This window comes from Mycobacterium sp. WUMAC-067, assembly GCF_020217485.1.
In the GTDB taxonomy this organism is placed as follows: Bacteria; Actinomycetota; Actinomycetes; order Mycobacteriales; family Mycobacteriaceae; genus Mycobacterium.
The window spans coordinates 89,016-109,421 of record NZ_JAEKMI010000008.1 but is presented as its reverse complement, the minus strand read 5'-3'; the positions used below and the strand labels follow the sequence as shown (position 1 = coordinate 109,421).

Annotated in this window: 22 protein-coding genes and 1 pseudogene; 11 read left to right on the top strand and 12 right to left on the bottom strand. The window is 66.2% G+C overall.

Annotation, left to right across the window (positions count from 1 at the left end; translation table 11 throughout):
- Window positions 1-7: 7 nt before the first annotated feature.
- Complete coding sequence (locus tag JF781_RS08145; RefSeq protein WP_225326942.1) at window positions 8-1,105, bottom strand: 3-keto-5-aminohexanoate cleavage protein; 1,098 nt, start codon at window positions 1,103-1,105, stop codon at window positions 8-10.
- A gap of 226 nt (window positions 1,106-1,331) precedes the next feature.
- On the opposite strand from JF781_RS08145, the gene JF781_RS08140 reads away from it, so the two are divergent.
- From JF781_RS08140 to JF781_RS08125, 4 genes are all read left to right on the top strand, one after another.
- The gene (locus tag JF781_RS08140; RefSeq protein ID WP_225326943.1) at window positions 1,332-2,855 is read left to right on the top strand and encodes a CdaR family transcriptional regulator; all 1,524 of its coding nucleotides are present in this window, start codon (window positions 1,332-1,334) and stop codon (window positions 2,853-2,855) included.
- Window positions 2,856-3,041: 186 nt separating this feature from the next.
- Window positions 3,042-3,668 (top strand): hypothetical protein, encoded by a 627-nt coding sequence (locus JF781_RS08135; protein ID WP_225326944.1) that lies wholly within the window; start codon window positions 3,042-3,044, stop codon window positions 3,666-3,668.
- 136 nt (window positions 3,669-3,804) lie between these two features.
- Window positions 3,805-5,082 carry an FAD-binding oxidoreductase gene (locus JF781_RS08130; RefSeq protein WP_225326945.1) on the top strand — a complete coding sequence of 426 codons (1,278 nt, stop codon included), beginning with the start codon at window positions 3,805-3,807 and terminating at the stop codon, window positions 5,080-5,082.
- 86 nt (window positions 5,083-5,168) lie between these two features.
- On the top strand, window positions 5,169-5,636 hold the full coding sequence (locus JF781_RS08125; RefSeq protein ID WP_225326946.1) for a GreA/GreB family elongation factor: 468 nt from the start codon (window positions 5,169-5,171) through the stop codon (window positions 5,634-5,636).
- On the opposite strand, the gene JF781_RS08120 is transcribed toward JF781_RS08125, so the two are convergent.
- From JF781_RS08120 to JF781_RS08105, 4 genes are all read right to left on the bottom strand, one after another.
- On the bottom strand, window positions 5,629-5,823 hold the full coding sequence (locus JF781_RS08120; RefSeq protein ID WP_225326947.1) for a hypothetical protein: 195 nt from the start codon (window positions 5,821-5,823) through the stop codon (window positions 5,629-5,631). The two genes, JF781_RS08125 and JF781_RS08120, sit on opposite strands and share 8 nt — an antisense overlap.
- Window positions 5,824-5,926: 103 nt before the next feature.
- The gene (gene fdxA, locus JF781_RS08115) at window positions 5,927-6,277 is read right to left on the bottom strand and encodes a ferredoxin (RefSeq protein ID WP_225326948.1); all 351 of its coding nucleotides are present in this window, start codon (window positions 6,275-6,277) and stop codon (window positions 5,927-5,929) included.
- Window positions 6,278-6,404: 127 nt separating this feature from the next.
- Window positions 6,405-6,842: a group III truncated hemoglobin gene (locus JF781_RS08110; protein ID WP_225326949.1), complete on the bottom strand. Its 438-nt coding sequence runs from the start codon at window positions 6,840-6,842 to the stop codon at window positions 6,405-6,407.
- The gene (locus tag JF781_RS08105) at window positions 6,835-7,569 is read right to left on the bottom strand and encodes a metalloregulator ArsR/SmtB family transcription factor (protein WP_225326950.1); all 735 of its coding nucleotides are present in this window, start codon (window positions 7,567-7,569) and stop codon (window positions 6,835-6,837) included. The genes JF781_RS08110 and JF781_RS08105 overlap by 8 nt, the downstream gene beginning before the upstream one ends.
- A gap of 130 nt (window positions 7,570-7,699) precedes the next feature.
- On the opposite strand from JF781_RS08105, the gene JF781_RS08100 reads away from it, so the two are divergent.
- From JF781_RS08100 to JF781_RS08080, 5 genes and pseudogenes are all read left to right on the top strand, one after another.
- Window positions 7,700-8,680 carry an NAD(P)H nitroreductase gene (locus JF781_RS08100; protein WP_225326951.1) on the top strand — a complete coding sequence of 327 codons (981 nt, stop codon included), beginning with the start codon at window positions 7,700-7,702 and terminating at the stop codon, window positions 8,678-8,680.
- A gap of 9 nt (window positions 8,681-8,689) precedes the next feature.
- The gene (locus JF781_RS08095) at window positions 8,690-9,835 is read left to right on the top strand and encodes a mandelate racemase/muconate lactonizing enzyme family protein (RefSeq protein WP_225326952.1); all 1,146 of its coding nucleotides are present in this window, start codon (window positions 8,690-8,692) and stop codon (window positions 9,833-9,835) included.
- A gap of 91 nt (window positions 9,836-9,926) precedes the next feature.
- Complete coding sequence (locus JF781_RS08090) at window positions 9,927-10,367, top strand: OsmC family peroxiredoxin (protein WP_225326953.1); 441 nt, start codon at window positions 9,927-9,929, stop codon at window positions 10,365-10,367.
- 33 nt (window positions 10,368-10,400) lie between these two features.
- A pseudogene (locus JF781_RS08085) lies at window positions 10,401-10,875 on the top strand (hemerythrin domain-containing protein).
- A gap of 35 nt (window positions 10,876-10,910) precedes the next feature.
- The gene (locus tag JF781_RS08080) at window positions 10,911-11,102 is read left to right on the top strand and encodes a ferredoxin (protein ID WP_225326954.1); all 192 of its coding nucleotides are present in this window, start codon (window positions 10,911-10,913) and stop codon (window positions 11,100-11,102) included.
- 73 nt (window positions 11,103-11,175) lie between these two features.
- Here the strand turns inward: JF781_RS08080 and JF781_RS08075 are convergent, their stop codons facing one another.
- Window positions 11,176-11,943: a DUF2249 domain-containing protein gene (locus JF781_RS08075; RefSeq protein WP_225326955.1), complete on the bottom strand. Its 768-nt coding sequence runs from the start codon at window positions 11,941-11,943 to the stop codon at window positions 11,176-11,178.
- 93 nt (window positions 11,944-12,036) lie between these two features.
- On the opposite strand from JF781_RS08075, the gene JF781_RS08070 reads away from it, so the two are divergent.
- Entirely contained in the window at window positions 12,037-12,738 is a 702-nt protein-coding gene (locus JF781_RS08070; protein ID WP_225326956.1) for a metalloregulator ArsR/SmtB family transcription factor, read from the top strand.
- A gap of 149 nt (window positions 12,739-12,887) precedes the next feature.
- On the opposite strand, the gene JF781_RS08065 is transcribed toward JF781_RS08070, so the two are convergent.
- The 5 genes from JF781_RS08065 to JF781_RS08045 all read right to left on the bottom strand — a co-directional run bounded on the left by JF781_RS08065 (window position 12,888) and on the right by JF781_RS08045 (window position 18,202).
- Window positions 12,888-14,084: a cytochrome P450 gene (locus JF781_RS08065; protein ID WP_225326957.1), complete on the bottom strand. Its 1,197-nt coding sequence runs from the start codon at window positions 14,082-14,084 to the stop codon at window positions 12,888-12,890.
- Window positions 14,085-14,157: 73 nt separating this feature from the next.
- The gene (locus JF781_RS08060) at window positions 14,158-14,514 is read right to left on the bottom strand and encodes an SgcJ/EcaC family oxidoreductase (protein ID WP_225326958.1); all 357 of its coding nucleotides are present in this window, start codon (window positions 14,512-14,514) and stop codon (window positions 14,158-14,160) included.
- 296 nt (window positions 14,515-14,810) lie between these two features.
- A complete protein-coding gene (fadD4, locus tag JF781_RS08055) occupies window positions 14,811-16,340 on the bottom strand; it encodes a fatty-acid--CoA ligase FadD4 (RefSeq protein WP_225326959.1) in 1,530 nt (509 codons plus the stop codon).
- Between the two features lie 93 nt (window positions 16,341-16,433).
- Entirely contained in the window at window positions 16,434-17,045 is a 612-nt protein-coding gene (locus JF781_RS08050) for a nitroreductase family protein (RefSeq protein WP_225327040.1), read from the bottom strand.
- A gap of 44 nt (window positions 17,046-17,089) precedes the next feature.
- Window positions 17,090-18,202, bottom strand: coding sequence for a dihydrodipicolinate reductase (locus JF781_RS08045; protein WP_225326960.1), 1,113 nt, complete (start codon window positions 18,200-18,202; stop codon window positions 17,090-17,092).
- A 98-nt stretch (window positions 18,203-18,300) separates the two neighbouring features.
- Between JF781_RS08045 and JF781_RS08040 the strand changes: the two genes are divergently transcribed.
- Window positions 18,301-19,209: an enoyl-CoA hydratase gene (locus JF781_RS08040; protein WP_225326961.1), complete on the top strand. Its 909-nt coding sequence runs from the start codon at window positions 18,301-18,303 to the stop codon at window positions 19,207-19,209.
- A gap of 70 nt (window positions 19,210-19,279) precedes the next feature.
- On the opposite strand, the gene JF781_RS08035 is transcribed toward JF781_RS08040, so the two are convergent.
- On the bottom strand, window positions 19,280-20,311 hold the full coding sequence (locus tag JF781_RS08035; protein WP_225326962.1) for an acyl-CoA dehydrogenase family protein: 1,032 nt from the start codon (window positions 20,309-20,311) through the stop codon (window positions 19,280-19,282).
- Window positions 20,312-20,406 lie beyond the last annotated feature (95 nt).

Genomic DNA, 20,406 nt, shown 5'->3' with positions numbered 1-20,406 from the left:
GCCGTTGTCACATCTCGACGCGGATCGCCCGTTCCGGGCAGCTCGCCGCGCCCTCGATGGCCTTCTCGAGCAGGCTGGCATCGACATGGGGCTTGACGACGACGCAGTAGCCCTCGGCATCGGGTTGGTAGATCTCCGGCGCGTGCGAGTAGCAGACACCCCATCCCATGCACCGATTCCGGTTGACGACCACCCTGACCAACTCGCTTTCGTCCACCTCGGCCGGGGCGAAGCGGGCACGCGCGTCATCCTGGGTGGCCGGGGTGAGTCCCCGTTTGGTGATGAGGTTGACCGCGCGTTCCACCATCTGGGCGTTGGTGGCGGTCCGCGATATCGATGGGCAATCCCCGATGCCGACCCGGATGCCGAGCCCGCGGTTGAGCGCATGCTCCCAAAGCTCTTGGCGCCGTTCGGCGGAGCTCATCGCATACGGAACGACGACGATCTCGTGGTCGATCCACGTCGGGACGCGCGAGACCAGGTAGTCGAGGACGTCGGGGTCGGGATCGCTATGGGAAACCCAGCGATCGGAGAAGAACAACTTGATGTTCAGCGGTTGCCGCACGATCCCAATGCGGGCCGCCAGTATCACCCAGCGCAGGTCAACGTCGTTGAAAACACCGATGCTGGGCACCAGGCCCAACTTGGTGAACCGGTCGAGTTCGGGCGGGTAAGACGGATGCGAACCGTTCGGACCGCTCGAATCGACTGTCTTGAACTGGTTTTCGTCCTCCTGCCACAGCACACGCTGGACGTGTTGAGCGGGGTCGAACGGCGCGAACAGCAGTCCGGTGCCGGCCGGTGGATGCTCGGCCAGCGCCCAGATGTGGTCGAGGCTGCCGGCGTAGCCGGGATAGGCCAACGGGTCGACGTCACGGGCCGCGGTCGCCAAGATGGTGCGCCAGACCTCGTCGTCGGCCCACGCCTGCCGACCGTCGTCGTAGCGGGCGTGGAATTGGACGGCCGTGGCTCCGCCCTGAATGCACTCGACCACGTCGCGGGCCGTCTCTTCAGCGCTGTACGGCACATTCGGGTTTTCGTCCTTACCGACGTCTTCGTTGACCCCGACTTCGAGGTACACCTTGCCGTCGTCGCGAAAACTCATTGCGTCGCTGCCCTTTCTTCGCAGATGTCCGTCGCCGGCCGTTGGCTGATCGTGGCCCACGTGGTCCATGCCCGCCCTATGTTTTTACAAGTGATATTGTGAAAAGTCCAGCCGGCCACGCGACGCGGTTTCCGGCTCCGCAGCCACAACCGCCTCGCTGCTCGCGATCTGGGGGCACAATGCAAGGCACCTCCCTCTCGTTTCTGAACATCGTTGGAGCCGGCGCATGATCACACTGGACCGCCTGGTGAACGTCCTGGGTGGGTATGGCGTCCGATTGCGTTGGTCCTCGGTGCCACGGTCGACCGAGCTGCGCAGCGTGGTCGTCCACGAGCCGTCCGCCGAACGCCCGGTGGTGGGCGACGTCTTGCTGGCCATCGGCGCCGGCTCACTCGACGAGGCAGTGCGCTGGGCGGCGTCGGCGCGCGCGGTCGTGGTGCTGCTGCGCGACGGTGAGACACCGGTGACCTTCGACAGCAACGCCGACGTCGGCGCGGTGATGGTCATCGATGAGACGGTGTCATGGAGCGCGGTGGCGGCGGTGGTCTACGGCCTGGTGCTGGAAGGCCGCGAGACCGAATCCGGGCGCGGCCCAACCGATCTCTTCGCGCTGGCCGACAGCTTGGCAGACGCGATCGGCAGCGCGGTCGTCATCCACGATCGGCTGTTGCGGGTGTTGGCGTATTCGAGGCTGCAGCACCATGCAGACCCGGCGCGGGTCGAGACCATCCTCGGACGGCAGACGCCGGAACCGCTTCGCGCGCTGTTGGAGGAGCGGGGGGTACTCGCGCACCTGGCGGCCTCCGACGAGCCGCTGTTCATCGCCGAGGCACCTGACCTTGGCTTGACCGGGCGCATGGTGGTTGCGGTGCGATCCGGCGCGGAACTGATCGGGTCCGTGTGGGTGGCACGCCCGGCACCGCTGGGCGACGCGGCGCGCAGGGCCCTGGCCGACGGCGCGCACACCGTGGCCCTGCATCTGCTGCGGTCACGCGCGAGCGCGGACCTGGAGCGCCAGGTCGAGTCCGAATTGGTGATCCGGTTGCTCGAGGGCGGCGCCGACGCGCCCACGGTGGCGAGCAGGCTGGGCCTGGCGCACAACGGTTTGCGCGTCATCGCGGTGCAGGCGTTCGTCGGAGCCGACCGCGATGCCGCGCTGTTGCTGGCATTCGGGCGCGCCACCACCGGGTTCGGCTGGTCACGGCCGGGGCGCAGCGCTTTGGCGGGCAATATCGTTTACACCGTGCTCCCCGGCGAGGACGCGGTGACGGCGCGGCGCTGGGTGACCGCCTTGCAGGCGTCCCTACCCGAGCGGGTGACAGTGATCGCCGGGGTCAGCGGTGTGGCCGAGGTGACAGATCTCGCCGCCGCACGCCAAGAGGCCGACGAATGCCTGGCGTTGCACGAGATGTCGCCCACCGCCGCGCCTCCGGCCTACGACGAGTCATGGGACGACATCCTGCTGCAGCGGCTGCGGGCCGCGGCGCGCTCGGGGCGCGCGCCGACCCGCGGGCCCGTGGCCGAACTGCGCCGCCATGACCAAGCCAACGGCACCGACTACGTGCTGACGCTGCGGGCGTGGCTACAGGCTCAGGGCGACCCGACCGAGGCCGGCGAACGGCTGGGAGTGCACGAGAACACCGTCCGTTACCGGCTGCGCAAGATGGCTGAGATCACCACCCTGTCGTTGGACGACGCCAGAAAGCGGCTGGCGATGATGATCGAGCTCGCGGCCACCGACACCGATTGAGCGACGGCGCTGTCGGAATACGACAAAGCGCCGCGGCGCCATTGTCTCGTATCGGCAAACCTCGCCCCACCCCTCCCGGCCATCATGAGGTTGTCCACCTAAGGCCGGGTTTTCGGTGGCGGGGGTCTTTCCGTCCGCCGCGTGCGACCGTCAAGCCCGCGCCGACCCGTCGACAGGAAACATCCGATGAGCACCCAACGTCCCGATCACCTTCGGCCCGCCGGCGACCCGGACGACGGCGCCGCCATGGAGAGCTTCACCGTGCCACTGCCGCGGAGGCTGTCCTCGCGGTTGTTCGGGCGCAACCCGCTGATACGCGCCAGCGACCGGCTGGAGGCGCTGACGTTGGTGCTGGCCGTTGCGATCTCGCTGGTGGCGGTTCCCATCGGGGCCGCCGTGGGCACCGCCGTCCACGAGTCCAGTAGCCGCGTTCACGCCGAGCAGGCCCAAGCTCACCGGCAGGTGACCGCGACGTCCACCGGGGACAGCCACCCGCGCAGGGCCCTCGACAGCCCAACGGTGACGGTGCCCGCACGCTGGTCGGTCGACGGGACCGAACACAGCGGCGACGTCACCGCGCCCTTAAACGTGAAACCCGGTGACAAGATAGAGATTTGGGTCGACGGCTCGGGCGCCCCGGTGCGCCCGCCGGTACGGACCGCCGTCGACGAGGGCGTGGCGTTCGCCGCGGCGACCTGGTCCACCGTGAGTTTGTTGGCGGTGGGCTTATTCGGCGTCGTCCGTATCGCGCTCGACCGGTCGCGCTACGCCAGATGGCAACGGGACTTCGACAACCTCGTCGGACATCGGTGAGATAACGGCAGCCACGGCGTTGTCGGTTCGGAACAACGGCCCACGCCCCCGTTGTCGAGTTCCGGCAAACACGGTGGCACCTGCGCACACCACCATGGACATCACCAATCGAGAAGATCAGCTGCGGAGGTGCGCGATGGGTGGCGTCGAATCTATTGACGGCGGACCCAGATCCGTGATTGTCGTGGGCGCCGGCATCGTCGGATTGTCCACGGCGTGGTTCCTCCAGGAACGCGGAGTCGACGTCACGGTGGTCGACCGCACGGGCGTTGCCGCGGGTGCGTCATGGGGCAATGCGGGATGGATCGCTCCGGCATTGACTTTGCCGCTTCAGCCCCCCGGCGTGCTGCGCGACGAGCTGCAGGCCCGTCGCGAACCGGCCACGCCTACGCAGGTGCCGTCGACCCTGGGCGCGCACCTGGGGGCCATATTCATGCAGCTCTCACCGTCTCATCGGCGTTCGTCGTCGCAGTCGGCCCTGCGGGCCGGCGTGGCGCTCAACGAGGACTGCATCGAAGCCTTCGATGTGCTGATCGCCAACGGCGTCGATGCACCGGTCACCGACGCGCCGATCACCGCGCTGTTTCGTAGCACCAAAGAGGCGCAGCGCATGCTGGAAATGCTGCAGCAGCTCGAAAACGCCGGACAGCCAATGTATGTCACCGCACTCTCCGGCGCGGCCTTGCGTGAGCAAGTACCCCTGGCCACGCCGGGGGTCACCGCGGGCCTGAACATCAATGGCCAGCGGTTCGTCGATCCCCGACGATTCGTCGAAGCCCTGGGCCGCTCCGTGATGGCCCGCGGGGCGGCGATGCACAGGCGGGAAATCGACGACGTTCACGGCTCCGATCGCGGTGTCGTAGTGCACCCGCGCCGCGGCGACCCGCTGACCGCCGATGCCGCGGTCATCGCCACCGGTGACCGGTTGTCGCGGCTGGCCGGTCGCTGGCTGCGCGTCCCGGTCCAGGCCCAGAGCGGTTACTCGTTCACCGTGCCGGTGGACCGGCCGATACTGGCGCCTATCTACCTGCCCGACATTCGGGTGGCGTGCACGCCCTACAAGGGCGCGCTGCGTGTTTCAAGCGCCCTGGAACTTCGCCGGCCCCATCAGCCGCACCCACGCGAGCGGGTGGAGGCCATCGCCGCCGCCGCCAGTTCCCTGCTGGACGGGGTGGATTGGGCCGCGCGCAGCAACGTATGGGCCGGCGCTTGCGCGGTTCCCCCCGATGGGCGCCCACTGATCGGCCAGCTGGCGCACGGTATCTACGTGGCCGGCGGGCACGGCATGTGGGGCTTGGCACACGGCCCGGTGACCGGGCGGCTGTTGGCCGAACACATCACCACCGGCAAGCAGCCCCAAGCCCTCGCCGAGTTTGACCCGCGGCACAGAACCCTGCGCAACGCCGCCCGATAACCCCGAACGCAAACCTCCCGCGAAGTCCCGACCGCGAGAACGTATCTCGGTTGCACTCGAACGCTGTCAGAAGAAAGGGAAAAGATATGACTAGCACACAACCCGCATGGATTTCGCCGCAGGCCTACGAGCGGCTCCAGCGGGAGCTGGCCACGCTGCGGGAGTTGTGCGACACCAACGCCGTTGGCGATGCCACCGACGAAAATTCGGTCGCTGTCCAGCGTGCGTGGCAGCTGCGCATTCGACGGATCCATGAGCTGTTGGTCGATGCGGTCGTCGGTGAGGACCCGCCCGATGACGGGATCGCCGAGCCCGGAATGGTTTTAACCATCCGCTACGATGACACCGGCGAGGTCGAAACGTTCCTGTTCAGCGTGCGCGGCGCCGAATACGGTGGCATGGAGGTTTATTCGATCCGATCGCCGCTGGGCGCCGCCATCGCCGGCGCTCGACCCGGCGAGCGGCGCACCTACACCCTGCCCAGCGGTGTCGCGCTCACCGTCACGCTCCTGAAGGCCGTTCCCTACGGCGTCCACCTGGCGGGCCTCAGCTGATGGCCGTCCCGTGATATTCGATGTGATCGACCCGCTGGCGACGATGTTTCTTCTGATCGCAGCGATCTTCCTCCTGATGGCCGTCGCGTATGGGCGGATGTGATGTCCGAGGAAGCGTCCCACCGGCGGGCGTGAGGAGTTCAAATCCGCCCGCCGAGGCGACGACGATCGACCTCTCGGCGTTCACCTCGAAATTCCTTGCGGCGTCGGCCGGTTGAGGTCCATCCGAGGGGTTCGCGGCTCATCGCGGCGGTGGCCGGACGGCTCGTCGCATGACATGACGGCCGCGCTCACGCCGGGTCGGCCTGCTTGGGCAGGTTGGCCACCAACGGAGTGTCGACGCCGAGCGGGCCGATCTTGGCGGCCCCGCCCGGCGACCCCAGCGGCTCGTCACGGCCCTGAAGCGTTTCGGAAAAGAACGCCGCGTTGTCCGCCTGGTACGGCTGCAACTCTTCCGGCAGGTCATCCTCGTAGTAGATCGCCTCGACGGGGCAAACAGGCTCGCACGCCCCGCAATCCACGCACTCGTCGGGATGAATGTAAAGCGCCCGGCCACCCTCGTAGATGCAGTCGACCGGACACTCCTCGACGCAGGACCGGTCCATCACGTCTACGCATGGCTTTCCTATCACGTATGCCATGCCGTGGAGTTTACACAAGTATGCTTGTATAAACCAGATGGATCGGGCTCCGATGACCGGCAAGCAACCAAGAACCGTGACCCGGATGACAAGCTCGTCACCTTACGTCCGGCGGCCGGTCAGCGTTTCAGCGCGGAACCAGGGTGTCCAGTTCCGGTGAGTCCGCGCCCGTCAGCCGTCGGTGCATCGCCCAGGCGATCCGGGCGCCCTGAATCTTCGCGCGCTCGGCGATCGGTCCCCGGAACATCTCATCGACGGTGTCGTTCCACACGCTCAGCCAGCGGACAAAGTGACGGCTGCCCAACGGGATTCGTCGATGGACGTGCCGGTGGGCGTGCAAGGCGCTGCCTCGGTACAGTCCGGCGCGAAACAGCACGGTCTCCCAGAAGTCGGCCATCACCGGGAGGTGCGACTCCAGGCCCTTGCTTCGCAACTCCGCGAACGGCTCAGCGAGGACGTCGTCGACCATCACCCGGCCGTAAAAGCGGCGCAACAGCGCCTCGATGTCCGTGCGGGCGACCAGATCTGCGTCCGCTCGGCCAACCGGGGCGCACACCTCAGTCATGCGCGATCACCGTGGCAAGACACAATTCGGGTTCGACGAACGGCTCGAGCTCGACGTGCATCCCCGGCTCCGAACCAACCGCCTTCGTCGGGCCCGCCAGGCCCTGCAGGAGGCCCCGGTGCAACGCGCATGCCACCTCGGGGTGATCCCGGGCCAGATCACGGACAGGGCAGCTGTGCAAACGAATCGTCCGTTGGTTGCCGCGGGTCGATTTGCGAGCCGGGACCAACTCGGGACCGAATCCCATCCTGTCGAACACCGTCGTGATCATCACCGAACGCTCCTCAGCAACCTTCCCCGGTGCGGCCGCGTCTGGAACATGTTGTCCCGCAGCGTCTTCGTGCGGGACGTCGTCGGCGATCCGTTCAGCCCAGCGCCGGCCGGCGGCTTCGGCGCGGCGGCGCCTCTTGTCGGCGGTATCCCCGAGTTCCAAGGCCAATATTTCGGCCAGGATTCGATAGTCCAGCCGCTCGCGCATCGCGCGGTAGCCGGTACGGGGACGACCGACACCGGTCCGCGTGATCCGAGTCCGCTCGACAAGTCCCGCGGCGCACAACGTGTCAAGGTGAAAACGCACGGTCGTCGTGTGCAGCCCGAGCCGTCCGGCGAGTTCGGTCGCATCGACCGGTTCGTCATGCTCACGCACCAGTTCAAGAACTCGTTGGCGCTGCCGGTTTTGCGCCCCGCGGTGCGGCCGTCCGGCCTCGCTCCCGTTGTGCTCGCCCACCCCATCCGTCCTCTCGTGCGGTTGCCTTCCAGCTATTTCGAGGATATTATTCATTAATAATAGCACTGGATGTCCGAGTCGTCCTCCCTAACGAACGGCCTTGGGCCAGCAGAGAAGCCGGAGGTGCACCGTGTTGGACACTATGGTGGAAACCAAGGTCATCGAGGATGCGGTTCGCTTGGCCTGCCGCGCCCCGTCGCTGTACAACACCCAACCGTGGCGATGGGAGGCCGACGGCGCGGGGCTGGACCTGCTTCTCGACACACGCCGTGTCGTGCACGCGGACCGATCGATGCGCGAGGCCCACATCAGCTGCGGGGGTGCGCTTGAACACCTCCGGGTGGCGATGGCGGCCGCGGGCTGGATCGCCGAGATCGAACGATTTCCCGAGCCGCGCGATCCGACGCACCTGGCCAGGGTGACATTCGCTCCGTCAGACGGCGTGACGGACCACCAGCGTCGCCGCGCCGACGCGATCCTGCAACGTCGGACCGACCGGCTCCCGTTCCTTGCGCCGGTCGACTGGGAATCGTTTGAGGCTTTGCTCCGCGGCAGGATCGACGCGGGCGTGGTGCGATTGGACGTGCTGCCGGAGGAGATGCGTCCGCGCCTGGCCGAAGCAGCCGAGTTCACCGAGTCGCTGCGCCTGTATGACTCTGCGTATCATGTCGAACTCGATTGGTGGACAGCACCGTTCGAAGTATCGGAGGGGATCCCCTACAGCTCGTTGATCTCGGCCGCCGAGTCGGATCGGGTGGGCGTCAATCGCCACTTCCCCTTCACCCGCAACCCGGACAGGCGTGCCGGGGTGACGCGGGACTTCTCGAAGATCTTGATGCTGTCCACCGAAGATGACAGCCGCGCCAACGCGTTTGCGTGCGGCGAGTTGCTATCAGGTGTCCTCCTGGAATGCACGATGGCCGGCTTGGCCACCTGCCCGGTGTCGCAGCTGACGGAACTGTCGGTCAGCCGTGAACTGCTGGCGGCGGTCACGGGTCACACCGACCTCCCCCAGGTCTTGATCCGGGTGGGTGTCGCACCGACACTCGACGCAGCCCCGCCGCCCACGCCGCGCCGGGCGCTCGCCGACGTGTTGCGGCTGACGAGCTGAGTCTCGGCCATGGCAGGGATTACCGCGCCCACCGCCGCTGACCGCGCCGCAGTGATCGCGAAGATCGAGACGGTTCCCCTGCGTATCCCGCTCAAGGCGGGCAGCACTCCCGGGGCGTCGCTCTGGGGAGACGCGCTGACCGCGGCGGACTCGCTGCTCGTCAAGGTGACAACCTCCGACGGAGTGGAAGGCTGGGGGGAAGCCTTCGGTTTCAGCGCCGTCGATTCCGCCAAACTTGCTGTCGACCAACTCATCACACCCCTGTGCATCGGGCGGGACGCCACGCGGATCGGTCCGCTGATGCTGGAGATTCAAAAGAAGCTGCACGTGTTCGGGCGCGGTGGCGCGTTGACCTATGGCCTTTCGGCGGTCGACATCGCCTTGTGGGACATCGCCGGGAAGCTCACCCATGCTCCGGTGTCCCAGCTCCTCGGCGGCGGGGTGACCACCATGCCGTGCTACGCAAGCCTCGCCTGCTATTCCGACCCGGCGCTGGTCCGCGCCGTGGTTCGGCAGGCAATCGACGCCGGATTCCAAGTGCTCAAGCTGCACGAGGCGGGGGTGTCGGCAATTCGGGCGGCCCGCGAGGAAGCCGGCCCCGATATCGAGCTGATCGTGGACGCCGGCTGCCCCTGGACCTTGACCGAAGCCACTGCCGTCGCTGACGAACTCCGGGCGGCTCGGCTCAAATTCCTCGAGGAGCCACTGTGGCCGCCGGAGGATTTCGATGGTCTCGCCCAACTGCGCCGAACCACCGGCATCCCGATCTCATCAGGCGAGAACGCCTCCACCGTACTGGAATTCGAGCGCATGCTCGCCGCGGAAGCGGTGGACTTTGTTCAGCCGAGCCCGGCCAAGATGGGAGGTATCAGCGAGTTGCGCAAGGTTTTTCCGCTCGCGGCCGTCCACAACGTCCCGGTGATGACGCATTCCTTCTACGACGGTCCCGGATTGCTCGCGGCGCTTCATGCGACCGCCGCTCTGGGCGACATCGACTCCATGATCGAGTGGCGCTGGTTCGAACTGGAAGCCTCCATCTATGGCGATGGCCTCACCCCGACGGCAGGCCGGATTTCGGTCCCGCAGGGACCGGGCCTGGGGATCGACCCCGATCCCGACGTCATCAGCGCATACCGTCGGCAAACAACAGCATGACGATGCTGGCCAACGCGCACCGTGACGGGCTAGGGTTTGCACAAATAACACTTGTATAAATGCCACGCAATGGAGAAAGGGAGCGCGGACTATGAGCATCGCGGAACGGGCGGCGCGGACCACATGGGAAGGCCCGCTGGCGTCGGGCGAAGGCAAACTGTCGCAGGGCAGCAGCGGAGCGCTGGACGGCCTGCCGCTGACGTGGGCCTCTCGCACCGAGGAGCCCGGCGGCAAGACGAGCCCCGAAGAACTCGCGGCGGCGGCGCACTCGTCGTGCTTTTCGATGGCGTTGGCCCTGAAATTGGGCGAGAACCACACTCCGCCACAGCGACTCGAGGTCACCGCCACTGTGACCCTGGATGCGGTCGATGGTGTTCCGACGATCACCACCTCGCAGCTGAAGGTCAAGGCCAGCGTTGCCGGCCTGGATGCCGACTCGTTTGCCGCCGTGGTGGACCAGGCCGCGGCGCTATGTCCGGTGTCACGACTGTTCGCCGGCGCAACGATCAGTGTCGACGCCCAACTCGATTAGAACAGAATCTGCCTGACGCAGAGGAGACCGCGAATGACCAGCCTGACGCTATCTGCCGAGCTGACGCGAGAACACCGCGAAATCGATGACGCGATAGAGGCTTTCATTGAACAGCTCGACTGCGGCAGCGTGCAGCGGGAACTATTGACCGACACGCTGGTAGCCCTGCGCCGGCACATCTACCTCGAGGAGGTCTTCCTGTTCCCGCCGCTGCGCGAGGCCGGGATCGTGATGCCGATCTTCGTGATGATGCGCGAGCACGGTCAGCTCTGGCACACCATGAACACGCTGGGGGATCTGCTCGCCGACGGGAACGACATTCCGCGACTGAGGGATACGTGCACGCAGCTGCTGGATCAACTCCACCAGCACAACTCCAAAGAGGAGCCGGTCATCTATCCGAACGCCGACACCGACCCTGCCGCCCCAAACAAGCGCGGAGCTGACCCGGTTCATCGAGGCCGGACGCACGCCCGACGGGTGGGTGTGCCAGCAGGCGAACGCGTGAGGATGCAGCCCGCTGAAGTATCGAAGGAGGTTTCAATGCGCGTGGTAGTGGACCGTGATCGCTGTGAGGGCAACGCCTTCTGCGTGAACATCGCGCCCGAGGTGTTCGAGCTCGACGATGACGAATACGCCGTGGTCCTCACCGACCCCGTGCCCGCCGAGCAGGTGGCGCTCGCCGAGCAGGCCATCGCCGCGTGCCCTCGCGCGGCGCTATCCCGCGAAGACTAGTCGCCCGGCGCGGTTTCGCCGTATTGCCGCTACACCGAACGGGTTTCGGGCCAGTCCCGGGATGTATCTGCACTCACCGCTTGATCAGCCGCAACCGCCACGCCTCCGGACCGCGCTGCTCGTAGTGGATTTCGAGTCGCCCCGAGGTTCTGTGGTCGAGCTGGCGCAGCAACGGGATCGGGTCGTGGGGAGCCACCAGCACCAGGGCGCCGCCGTTTGGAACGGCGTCGAACGCGCCGAACACGGTCGCGTGCCGGATCGAATGCGGCACCTCGCGAACGTCGAGCACGGGATCGTCGGCATCGGTTTCGCCGCAGCCGCAGTTGTGTGATGGCTCGGTGCCGTTGGTGGGGTGCGCGTGGCCGAGGAGTTCGTGCATGCCGTGGGTCACCTCCACCAGGGAAACGTCGGGGTCGGCGGCGACGATGGGCAGGATCCGCTCGTTCTCGTTGACCAGGTGTGCGTCGAACAGCACCCGCAGGGCTTGGGCGGAACCGGCCGCGCGCACCGGCGGTTCCGTGCGGATGCCGTCGACGAGGGAGCCGATGATGCGGTGGGTCGCGATCATCGATTCGATCAGGGGCCGCGCGCGCTGGGTGCGGGTGGCGGCCGGGTACAGGCGCTCCTCCTCGGCGGCGGCGTGGGGCAGCAGCTCACCGGCCAGGAAGGCAAGGGCCGCAACGCGTGCCGGCTCGAAGCCCGCACCGCGCTCGACCGCCGACACCATCGCATCGGTAAGCACCGCCAGCTGACCGGCGAGTTGCGCGTGGTGCCTGGTGATGGCTTCGACCGCCTCGGCATCGGCAGCTGTGGACGCCACGATCACATCGTTGGCCGGCATTTCGGTTCCTTTCCATTGAGCGCGCTCGCTCGCCGAGCGGGTGCGGCTCAGTGCGCTAGGTGCATCGCCCATTAATTTACTACAATAAATTCCGTGAAAAAAGAGCCGGTCGTCCTGGGCCCCCCGCCCACGCCGGTGTTGGAGGCGCCCGTGGCGCTGTCCGGGCAGCGGCTGCGGGTTCTCGACTACGTGCGCGCACACTCCCCCGTCCGGGTCACTGACGCCGCCGCGGCTCTTGACCTGCACGCCAACACCGTTCGCGAACATCTCGACGTGGTCGCAGAGCTTGGGCTCGTCGAACGCTCCACCGCCAGGACACCCGGACGCGGACGTCCGGCCACGTTGTATCGGGTGTCGGCCGCCGACCCCGCGGTGGCGATGCGCGACTACGCGGGTTTGGCGACCGCGCTGGCCGGACAGCTGGCTCGCACCAGCGCGCACCCGGAGCGCGACGCGCGTGCCGCCGGCGTCGAGTGGGGACGCGAACTCATCGACGAGTGCAGCCACACCGGCGATGACGCGCGGCGGTCCGTGCTCGAGGCGTTGGCCCGCCTCGGCTTCGCGCCCGACGACGACCCCGACGCCCGGCGAGGCATTGCGCTGCGCCGGTGTCCCCTGCTGAACGCGGCCCGTCGCTATCCGACGATCGTCTGTCAGGTCCACCTCGGGATCGTCGAGGGAATGCTGGAGCGGCTCGGCGCCACCGACACGCCGGGCCTGGGTCTCATTCCGTTCGCCGAACCCGGTGCCTGCCGGTTGTTCCTGCCCGATCCCGTTGTGCGGCATCACGATTGACCGAGCGTTCACGGCCGTGGTCTGGCTAGACGTTGACGACCAGCGACAGTCCCCGACGACGAGGACCCGAAACATTCGTCGCCAGGGTGGTGACGCCGCGCTGCGGTCCCCTTGCGATGGTCAAGCAGCTGAGCGACGTTCGCTCCACGCTAGGAACGGGAAACGAATGTGGGCATGGCCGCCCAGCCCCGGACCGCGGCGGTCTCCGACGGTACCGCGTTGGCCCAGTCGACCTCCCAGGCCGGGAAGCGCTTGAGGATCTCCTCCAGCGCGATCCGGCCCTCCAGTCGGGCCAGCGCATTGCCCATGCAGAAATGCGTGCCTGCGCCAAAAGTCATGTGCGAACGCTGTTCCCGGTAGATGTCGAAGACGTCACCGTCCGGCGGGAACCGGCGGTGGTCGCGGTTGGCCGCGCCGACGAGCATCAGCATCGCCGAACCCTCCGGCACGGTCCGGCCGTAGTACTCGACATCGCGGGTGACGTAGCGGGCGATCTGTAGCGCCGGCGGCTCCCAGCGCAGGATCTCCTCGATCGCCTGAGGAATCAGTCCCGGGTTCTCCACCAGGTCGCGGCGCTGATCCGGGTAGTCAGCCAGCGTCTTACCGGCCCAGCCGATCAGGCGCGTGGTGGTCTCGGATCCGGCCGTGGCGATGACCGTCAAGTACAGCAACAGCTCGTCGCGGCGCAGCTTGCGTACCGTGCCGGTCTCGTCTTCGAACTCGGCGTTGAGAAGGTCGGTCATAATGTCGTCAGACGGGTGTTCGGCGCGCCAGTCGACGAACTCCGCGAACACCTCACCGGTGGCCAAGGCGTCGACGGTCTTCCCTTGCAGGGTCTCCTCGCCGTGGTCGGTGATCTGCCGCTGCCGGTCTTCGGGGAGCCCCAGCAGCATGCCGATGACGCGCATCGGCATCTGCTCACCGAGGTCGTTGACGAAGTCGAAGCGGTCCGAGCCGACCAGCGGATCCAGGCACCGCGCGGTGAACTCGCGGATCTGCGGCTCGAGGGCAAGCACCTTGCGGGGTGTGAACACCCGCGACAGCAGGTTGCGGTGGATGTTGTGGATCGGCGGATCCTCGAAGATCAGTGTGCCCGGCGGAATTTCCATGCCCGACTTGATGATCTCAAGCAGGGCGCCGCGCCCGGAGATGAACGTCTCGTGGTCGATGACGGCCTTGTTGACGTCGTCGTAGCGGCTGAGCGCGTAGAAGTCGTGCTGTTCGTTGTAGTAGAGCGGGGCCTCTTCCCGGATCCTGGCGAACACCGGATAGGGATTCATATTGAGGTCGATGTTGTACGGGTCGTAGTACAGGTCAGACTCGGCGGGGGCGGTCGGCACGGTCATCAGAACTCCATCGGGGCTGCCGGGTTGTTCAACTGGATCGGAACAGGAAAGCGTCCTTCAGCGCTTGGTGCGCCTACGTCTCACTCGGGGGGTAGAAGTACTCTCGCCAGGCTTTGATCTTTTCGTCTTGCACCTGATACGCGCCCATGACCGGCCAGCTCATCTGCTTTCCGTCCACGATCCAGTGATCGCGGCGCTCCATCATCACCACGTCGCCGTCCACGGCGAGATGCTGGATTTCGAGGTCAACGCACGTCCCGCCAGCGAAGAACACCGTCATCATCTCGTGGATCGCGTCGTGACCAGATAGCCGTGGCCAGGAGGGGCCGATGTCGAATGTGGCGTCCTGGGCGAAGTGACTCATGACCTCGTCGACATCGTTGCGGCTCCATGCGGCGATCTCGGCACGCACGACTTCCTCAGCGGTCATCAATTTCCCGTCGGCATGTGTGACAAAGCAGTTACACTATCACAGATAGGTGTAACGTTTGCCGGGCTTGCTCACCCACGGCAATGATTGGTGACCGCAGGCCGCGGATTGATCTCGGCGGCCGCCCACGACACCGGCCTGAAATTGGATTACGCTCTCCCCCAGTGCCTTTCGACCGCAGACAATATTGCGTGGGAATACGATAGGCGGCAAGCGCGCCCAAATGGTTTCTTGAGTCACGCCATATTCGACACCCGTACGACACGGGTCCCGCGGGAGTGCATGCGGCACCTGGTCTAACCCTCGTCGGCGCCCCCGTACTTCTCGATGAGCACCCGCTTGTAGAGCTTGCCGGCATCAGTGCGCGGCAATTGCGCCTCGAAATGCAGCGACCGCGGACACTTATAGTGCGCCATGCGACTCCGAAGCCATGCGATCAATTCCTCGCCGAGTCCGTTGGACGCCAAAACTGGATCCACCAACTGCACGACGGCCATCACCGACTGCCCCATGACCGGATCCGGGACACCGAACACAGCGGCGTCGACCACCAGTGGGTGACTGACGAGAAGATTTTCGGTCTCCTGCGGATAGATGTTCACTCCGCCGGAGACGATCATGTGATTTCGCCGGTCGGTGAGGTAGAGGTAACCATCGTCGTCCAAGTAGCCGACGTCACCAACGGTGACCCAGCCTTCGGGACTGCGCGCCGCAGCCGTTTTTGCCTGATCATTGAGGTACTCGAACGGATAACCGCCCGCGTAGTAGATCTCACCGATTTGTCCTGGCCCGAGTTCGGCGCCGTCCCCATCGAGGATGTGCGGTGTACCAAGAATGGGCTTGCCCACCGATCCCGGATGGGCGAGCCACTCTTCGGCTCGGATGAACGAGATGCCTGCACCTTCTGATGACCCGTAGTACTCGTCGATGATCGGCCCCCACCAGTCGATCATTTGGCGTTTGATTTCCGGCGGGCACGGAGCGGCGGCGTGAACGACGCGGCGCAGCGTCGATAGGTCGTAGGACATCCGAATTGCTTCGGGTAGCCGCAGCATCCGCACAAACATCGTCGGCACGAACTGGGCGTGCGTGACACCGCGGCGCTGTATGCAGTCGAGGGCACGCTCGGCGTCAAACTTCTCCATGAGAACCGTTGTCGCGCCGATGGCTTGCGCTGCCATCGTCCACATGGCTGGTGCCGTGTGGTAGGTCGGGGCGGGGCTCAGGTACACCGAGTCGTCTGTCACGCCGAGCGCCTCGAAGACGGGCGTCGACAGATTGGAAACACCAGAGCCGCAGGGCATTAAAGGCCGACGGATGCCCTTCGGGCGACCGGTGCTGCCCGCGGAGTACTGCAAGAGCTGACCGTCACATTCACCGGCGACCGGAGTCAAAGGCTCGGTTGCCACGCATTCGGGATAGCGCTGCCAGCCCTCCAGATCGTCGTCGGCAATCAGCGCGACGGGTGGTAGTCCACCTGGAAGCTGTTCGGGCAGCCGGCGACACACACCCCGCATCGCCCGCGAGGAGACGATGGCCTTCGCCCCGCTGTCCGCCACGATGTATGCGGCCTCGGAGTCGCTCAGGTGCGTGTTGACCAGCGTGTAGTACAGCCCGCTCCGCTTGGCCGCCCACATCACCGCGTGGATGTGCTCGTTGTTCTCCATGAGCACTGCGACGGTGTCCCCGGCGACGAGGCCCGAACGTCGCAGGAAGTGGGCAAGTCTGTTTGCGCTGGCTTCGAGGTCCGCGAAGCTCACTTCGACGCCGGAATCGTGAAGGATCACAGCGGGTTTCGCAGAGCCTGCGTGATCACGCAGCTGCACAAAAGGCTCCTCGGTAGTCAACGAGACGGTGGATCATCGGGTGGTGCCGCGGAACCCTCACCGAGTGGCGATCCAACGTCGACCGCCACGCCGTCATGGTGTCGTCTTCCCCCACGGTCGATCCCACCGATCGATCGCCGCCACCTCATTGAGCGGTTTGCGCCGCACCGGGTGGTGCCCGCCCTTGGGCCAGCCCACCGTCAGCAGCGCCGCGATGAGCCAGTCGTCGGGTATCCCGACCATGGACCGCAGCTGATCCTCGCAAGACCCGTGCCACAAGGTGATCGCCGCCCCAAGGCCTTGCGCGCGGGCCCCCAGCAGGAAGTTCTGGACGGCGGGAAAGATCGACCCTCCCTGCTGCAGTTCGGTGGTTCCCCGTTGCGGTTGGACACAGAACAGGACCAGCGCAGGCGCCGCGCCACCGACGCTCATATGCTCGGCCATAGCCCGCAGCACGCGCGACTTCGGGTCGTCAGCCTCGTTCTCCGGCAGCGAAAGCCGATAGAACTCGGTCATGACCTCCCATGTCTTGTGGGCCGCGGCCGTGACCACGTCACGCAAAGTGCTCGACTTCAATACGACGAACTTCCACGGCTGCTGATTGCCTCCGGACGGAGCCCAGCTCGCCGCGCGCAGACACATGTCGATGGCCTGGTCCGAGACGGGTTCGTCGCGATAGCGCCGCACCGCCGATGCGGTGCGCATGACCTCCCACAGGTCGGCCGACGTCTGCCGAACCGGTCCGTCGTTCACGGTGCAGCCTTCCCGGGCAGCACGCCCTGCCATGTTCCGCCGCGCACGGGACCCGTGACAGGAGGCAGATCGAGGGTGGACAGCAAACCGGTTGGGGCGGCCATCACGGCGGGAATGGCGTTGAGTTCGCGCATGACGGTCGCATAGGTCAGACCGCGCATGTTGTTGCCGCGGCCGTGCATCTCGATGTCGACGGTGTAGGTGGGCAGGCCGTCGACGATGACGCGGTAGCCGCCGTGCGGGGACGGATGCCGCGGCCAGTCCGGCGCAGAGCCTTCGCCCATGCGGGTGACGTGTTCGAGCACGACGCGCTCGTCGCCGTCAACCATCCCGGCGAGCTTGAAGCGCATACCTCCCATGGTTCCCTGCTCGATCCACCCCGATGCCACTTCGTAACGCTCTGTCGCCAACCACTTTTCGATCGTCGTCTCGATGCGATCTAGCGGCAGGCCAATGCCGTCTGCGACGAGATGCACGGTGGGTCCCCACAACGCGGCGAGCCGCTCGGTGTCGAACAGCGGCGCCCGATGGTCGGGGGTGTGCCCGAACCCCATGAAGTCGAACATGATGTCGGGCTGGTTGATGGGGCCGTAATCGAGTATCTCGAGCATGGTGATGCCATCGACCCGACTGCTGAAGCCCGTCATCGTCAGCGCGATCACATCGTTCGCCCAGCCGGGATCGACACCACTGTTGAAGAAGCTGGTGCCACCGTCAGCGCACGCCGCCTCGAGTAATTCGACCGTTTCCCGATCCGCGGCCGGCGGATAGCACATGGGCACCAAGGAGGTACTCACCACATGCTTGCCCGCCCGCAGGCAGCGCGCGATGTCCTGCGCCGCCTCGCGGTAGCGGTAGTCGCCCGACGCGAAGTACGCGACCACATCGGCGTCCATCGACAGCACCGCAGCGATGTCGCGCGTGGCGATGACTCCGGTCGCGGGCATTCCGCACAGGTCACCCGCATCCCTGCCGTCCTTGGCTTCCGCGTGCACGATCACGCCGGCCAACTCCAGGCCAGGGTGCGCGATGAGGGCACGCAACGCGCCGATGCCGACCTGGCCCGGACCCCACAGGATTACTCGCGGCTTCCGTTGACCTGCCGCCATCTGCACCCCTTCCGGTCATCACCGACCGACCTGTGAGAACATACCTTCTCACTATTGATAACGCCATTACCGGACGTAGACGAGAGAAGGGGCGAGCCGTGAGCGATTACGAATTCTTGAAGTGGGAGGTCTTCGACGACGGCATGATCGTTCGGATTTCGTTGAACCGCCCCGACCAACGCAACGCCCAAAACCGCGGCATGCTGGTCGAACTCGATGAGGCGTTCGCCCGCGCCGAGGCCGATGACGCCGTTCGCGTCGTCATCCTCGCCGGCGAGGGCCCGATGTTCTCGTCCGGCCACGATATCGGGTCCGCGCAGGCGCGCGCCGAGTTCAGTCCTGGTCCCGGCCAGCACCCGACGGTGGCCATCAACGGCGGCACCCGCGATGGCGCGGAGAGGACCATGCTGCAGGAATGGCACTACTTCTTCCAAAACAACCTGCGCTGGCGCAACCTCCGCAAAATCACGATCGCCCAGGTACACGGCGACGTGTTCTCGGCGGGACTCATGCTGATCTGGGCGTGCGACCTGATCGTGGGAAGCGAAGAGGTGCGCTTCGCCGATGTGGTGGGCACGCGGTTGGGAATGTGCGGGATGGAGTACTTCGGCCACCCATGGGAATTCGGACCGCGGCGTACGAAAGAGCTCATGCTCACCGGTGATGCGATCGGTATCGAAGAGGCCTACCGGCTCGGCATGGTCAGCAAGATCTTCAAACGCGACGAACTCGCCGGGCGCACCCTCGAGCTGGCACGGCGCATCACCAAGGTGCCGACGATGGCGGCGCTGCTGATAAAAGAGTCGGTGAACCAATCGGTCGACAACATGGGCTTCTACAACGCGCTGCAATCGTGTTTCGCGTTGCACCAACTGAATCACTCGCACTGGGCGCAGATTCGCGAGGACAAGCTTCCCACTGCCGGCGAGGCGCAGGGGGTACCGAACTGGCGGACCGCTCCCCCCGTTGTCCTGGCGGTCAAAGACCAGGTTCGGGCGGACGCGTGACCGGCGCGCCGAACCCGGCCCGCGCCTCGAGCGAGTCTGGGCTCCGTGATCCTGGCGGCGCGCGTCCCGTTCAGCCCACTGTCGCCAGTCCGGCGGCGCCGTAGCGCGCATCGGCTACACGGTCCAATGCGGCGGCCGGCTCGCTGAAAACCATTGCCCAGCCCCGTACCCGGCGGTAGTACAGCTGGATGTCGCCCTCCATGCCGAATCCGTATCCGCCGTGAATGTGCAGGCTGCGCCGCGTGGCGTCGCGCGCCGTCTCATAGGCGAATGCGAAGGCCATCGCAGCCAGTTCCCGGACGCGATCGGGCTCATCGGCGAAGGCACACGCGGCCTTGAGCCCGAGCAGCCGCGCCCCATCGGCGGCGGTGGCACTGTCGGCCAGTGGGTGAGACACCGCCTGGAACGCGCCGATCGCGGTTCCGAAGGCATGACGTTGCTTGGCGTAGTCGACGCCGATCTCCACGGCCCTCTTGGCCGCCGCCGCCAAGGCGGCAGCGGTCAGCGCGAGCCACAGGTCAAGTCCGCTGTCGAACAGGACGCGCGCCTGCGATCCGTCTGCCAGCACCACGGCATCATGCTCGATGATGATGTCCGCCAACGGCATTGACCCAAGGTTTTCCACCGTGGTGCGGTCCTCTCCAATCGGCACCGCCAGCAGCCGCCCCTCCGCCAGGGCTACTACCTGGTCTGCCACCGCCCCGCCGGGCACCAATCCCAGCCGCCCACCACGTCCGGCGCGAGGCGCGAACGTGACCAACTGGTCACCGGCGAGGACCGCGCTCAACAACCCCGCACCGGCCTCACCGGACGCAGCCAGCAGCCGCGCGGCAACCTGCGCTTCGATGACGGGAGCGGACGCGACCGCGCGTCCGAACTGTTCGGCGATCAACGCGAGATCCAGTTCGGAGGCGCCCCACCCGCCGGCCGCCTCGTCGACCGCCATCGCCACTGCGCCGATGTCCAGCAGGGCCTTCCACAGCTTCACGTCGAAACCCAGCGGCTCGGCCGCCCGGACTCGCTCGCTGGTCGACTCACGCGCAAACAGCGCGGCGAACGAATCCACCAACTGTCTCTGTTCGCCCGTCAGGCTCAGGTCCACGTTTGTCGTCCCATCACATGCGGATATGGTTACTCTCAAAATTGAGATTAACATTGCCGTGCGTACCGTCCCGGGCCGCGTGCCACGACAGATTG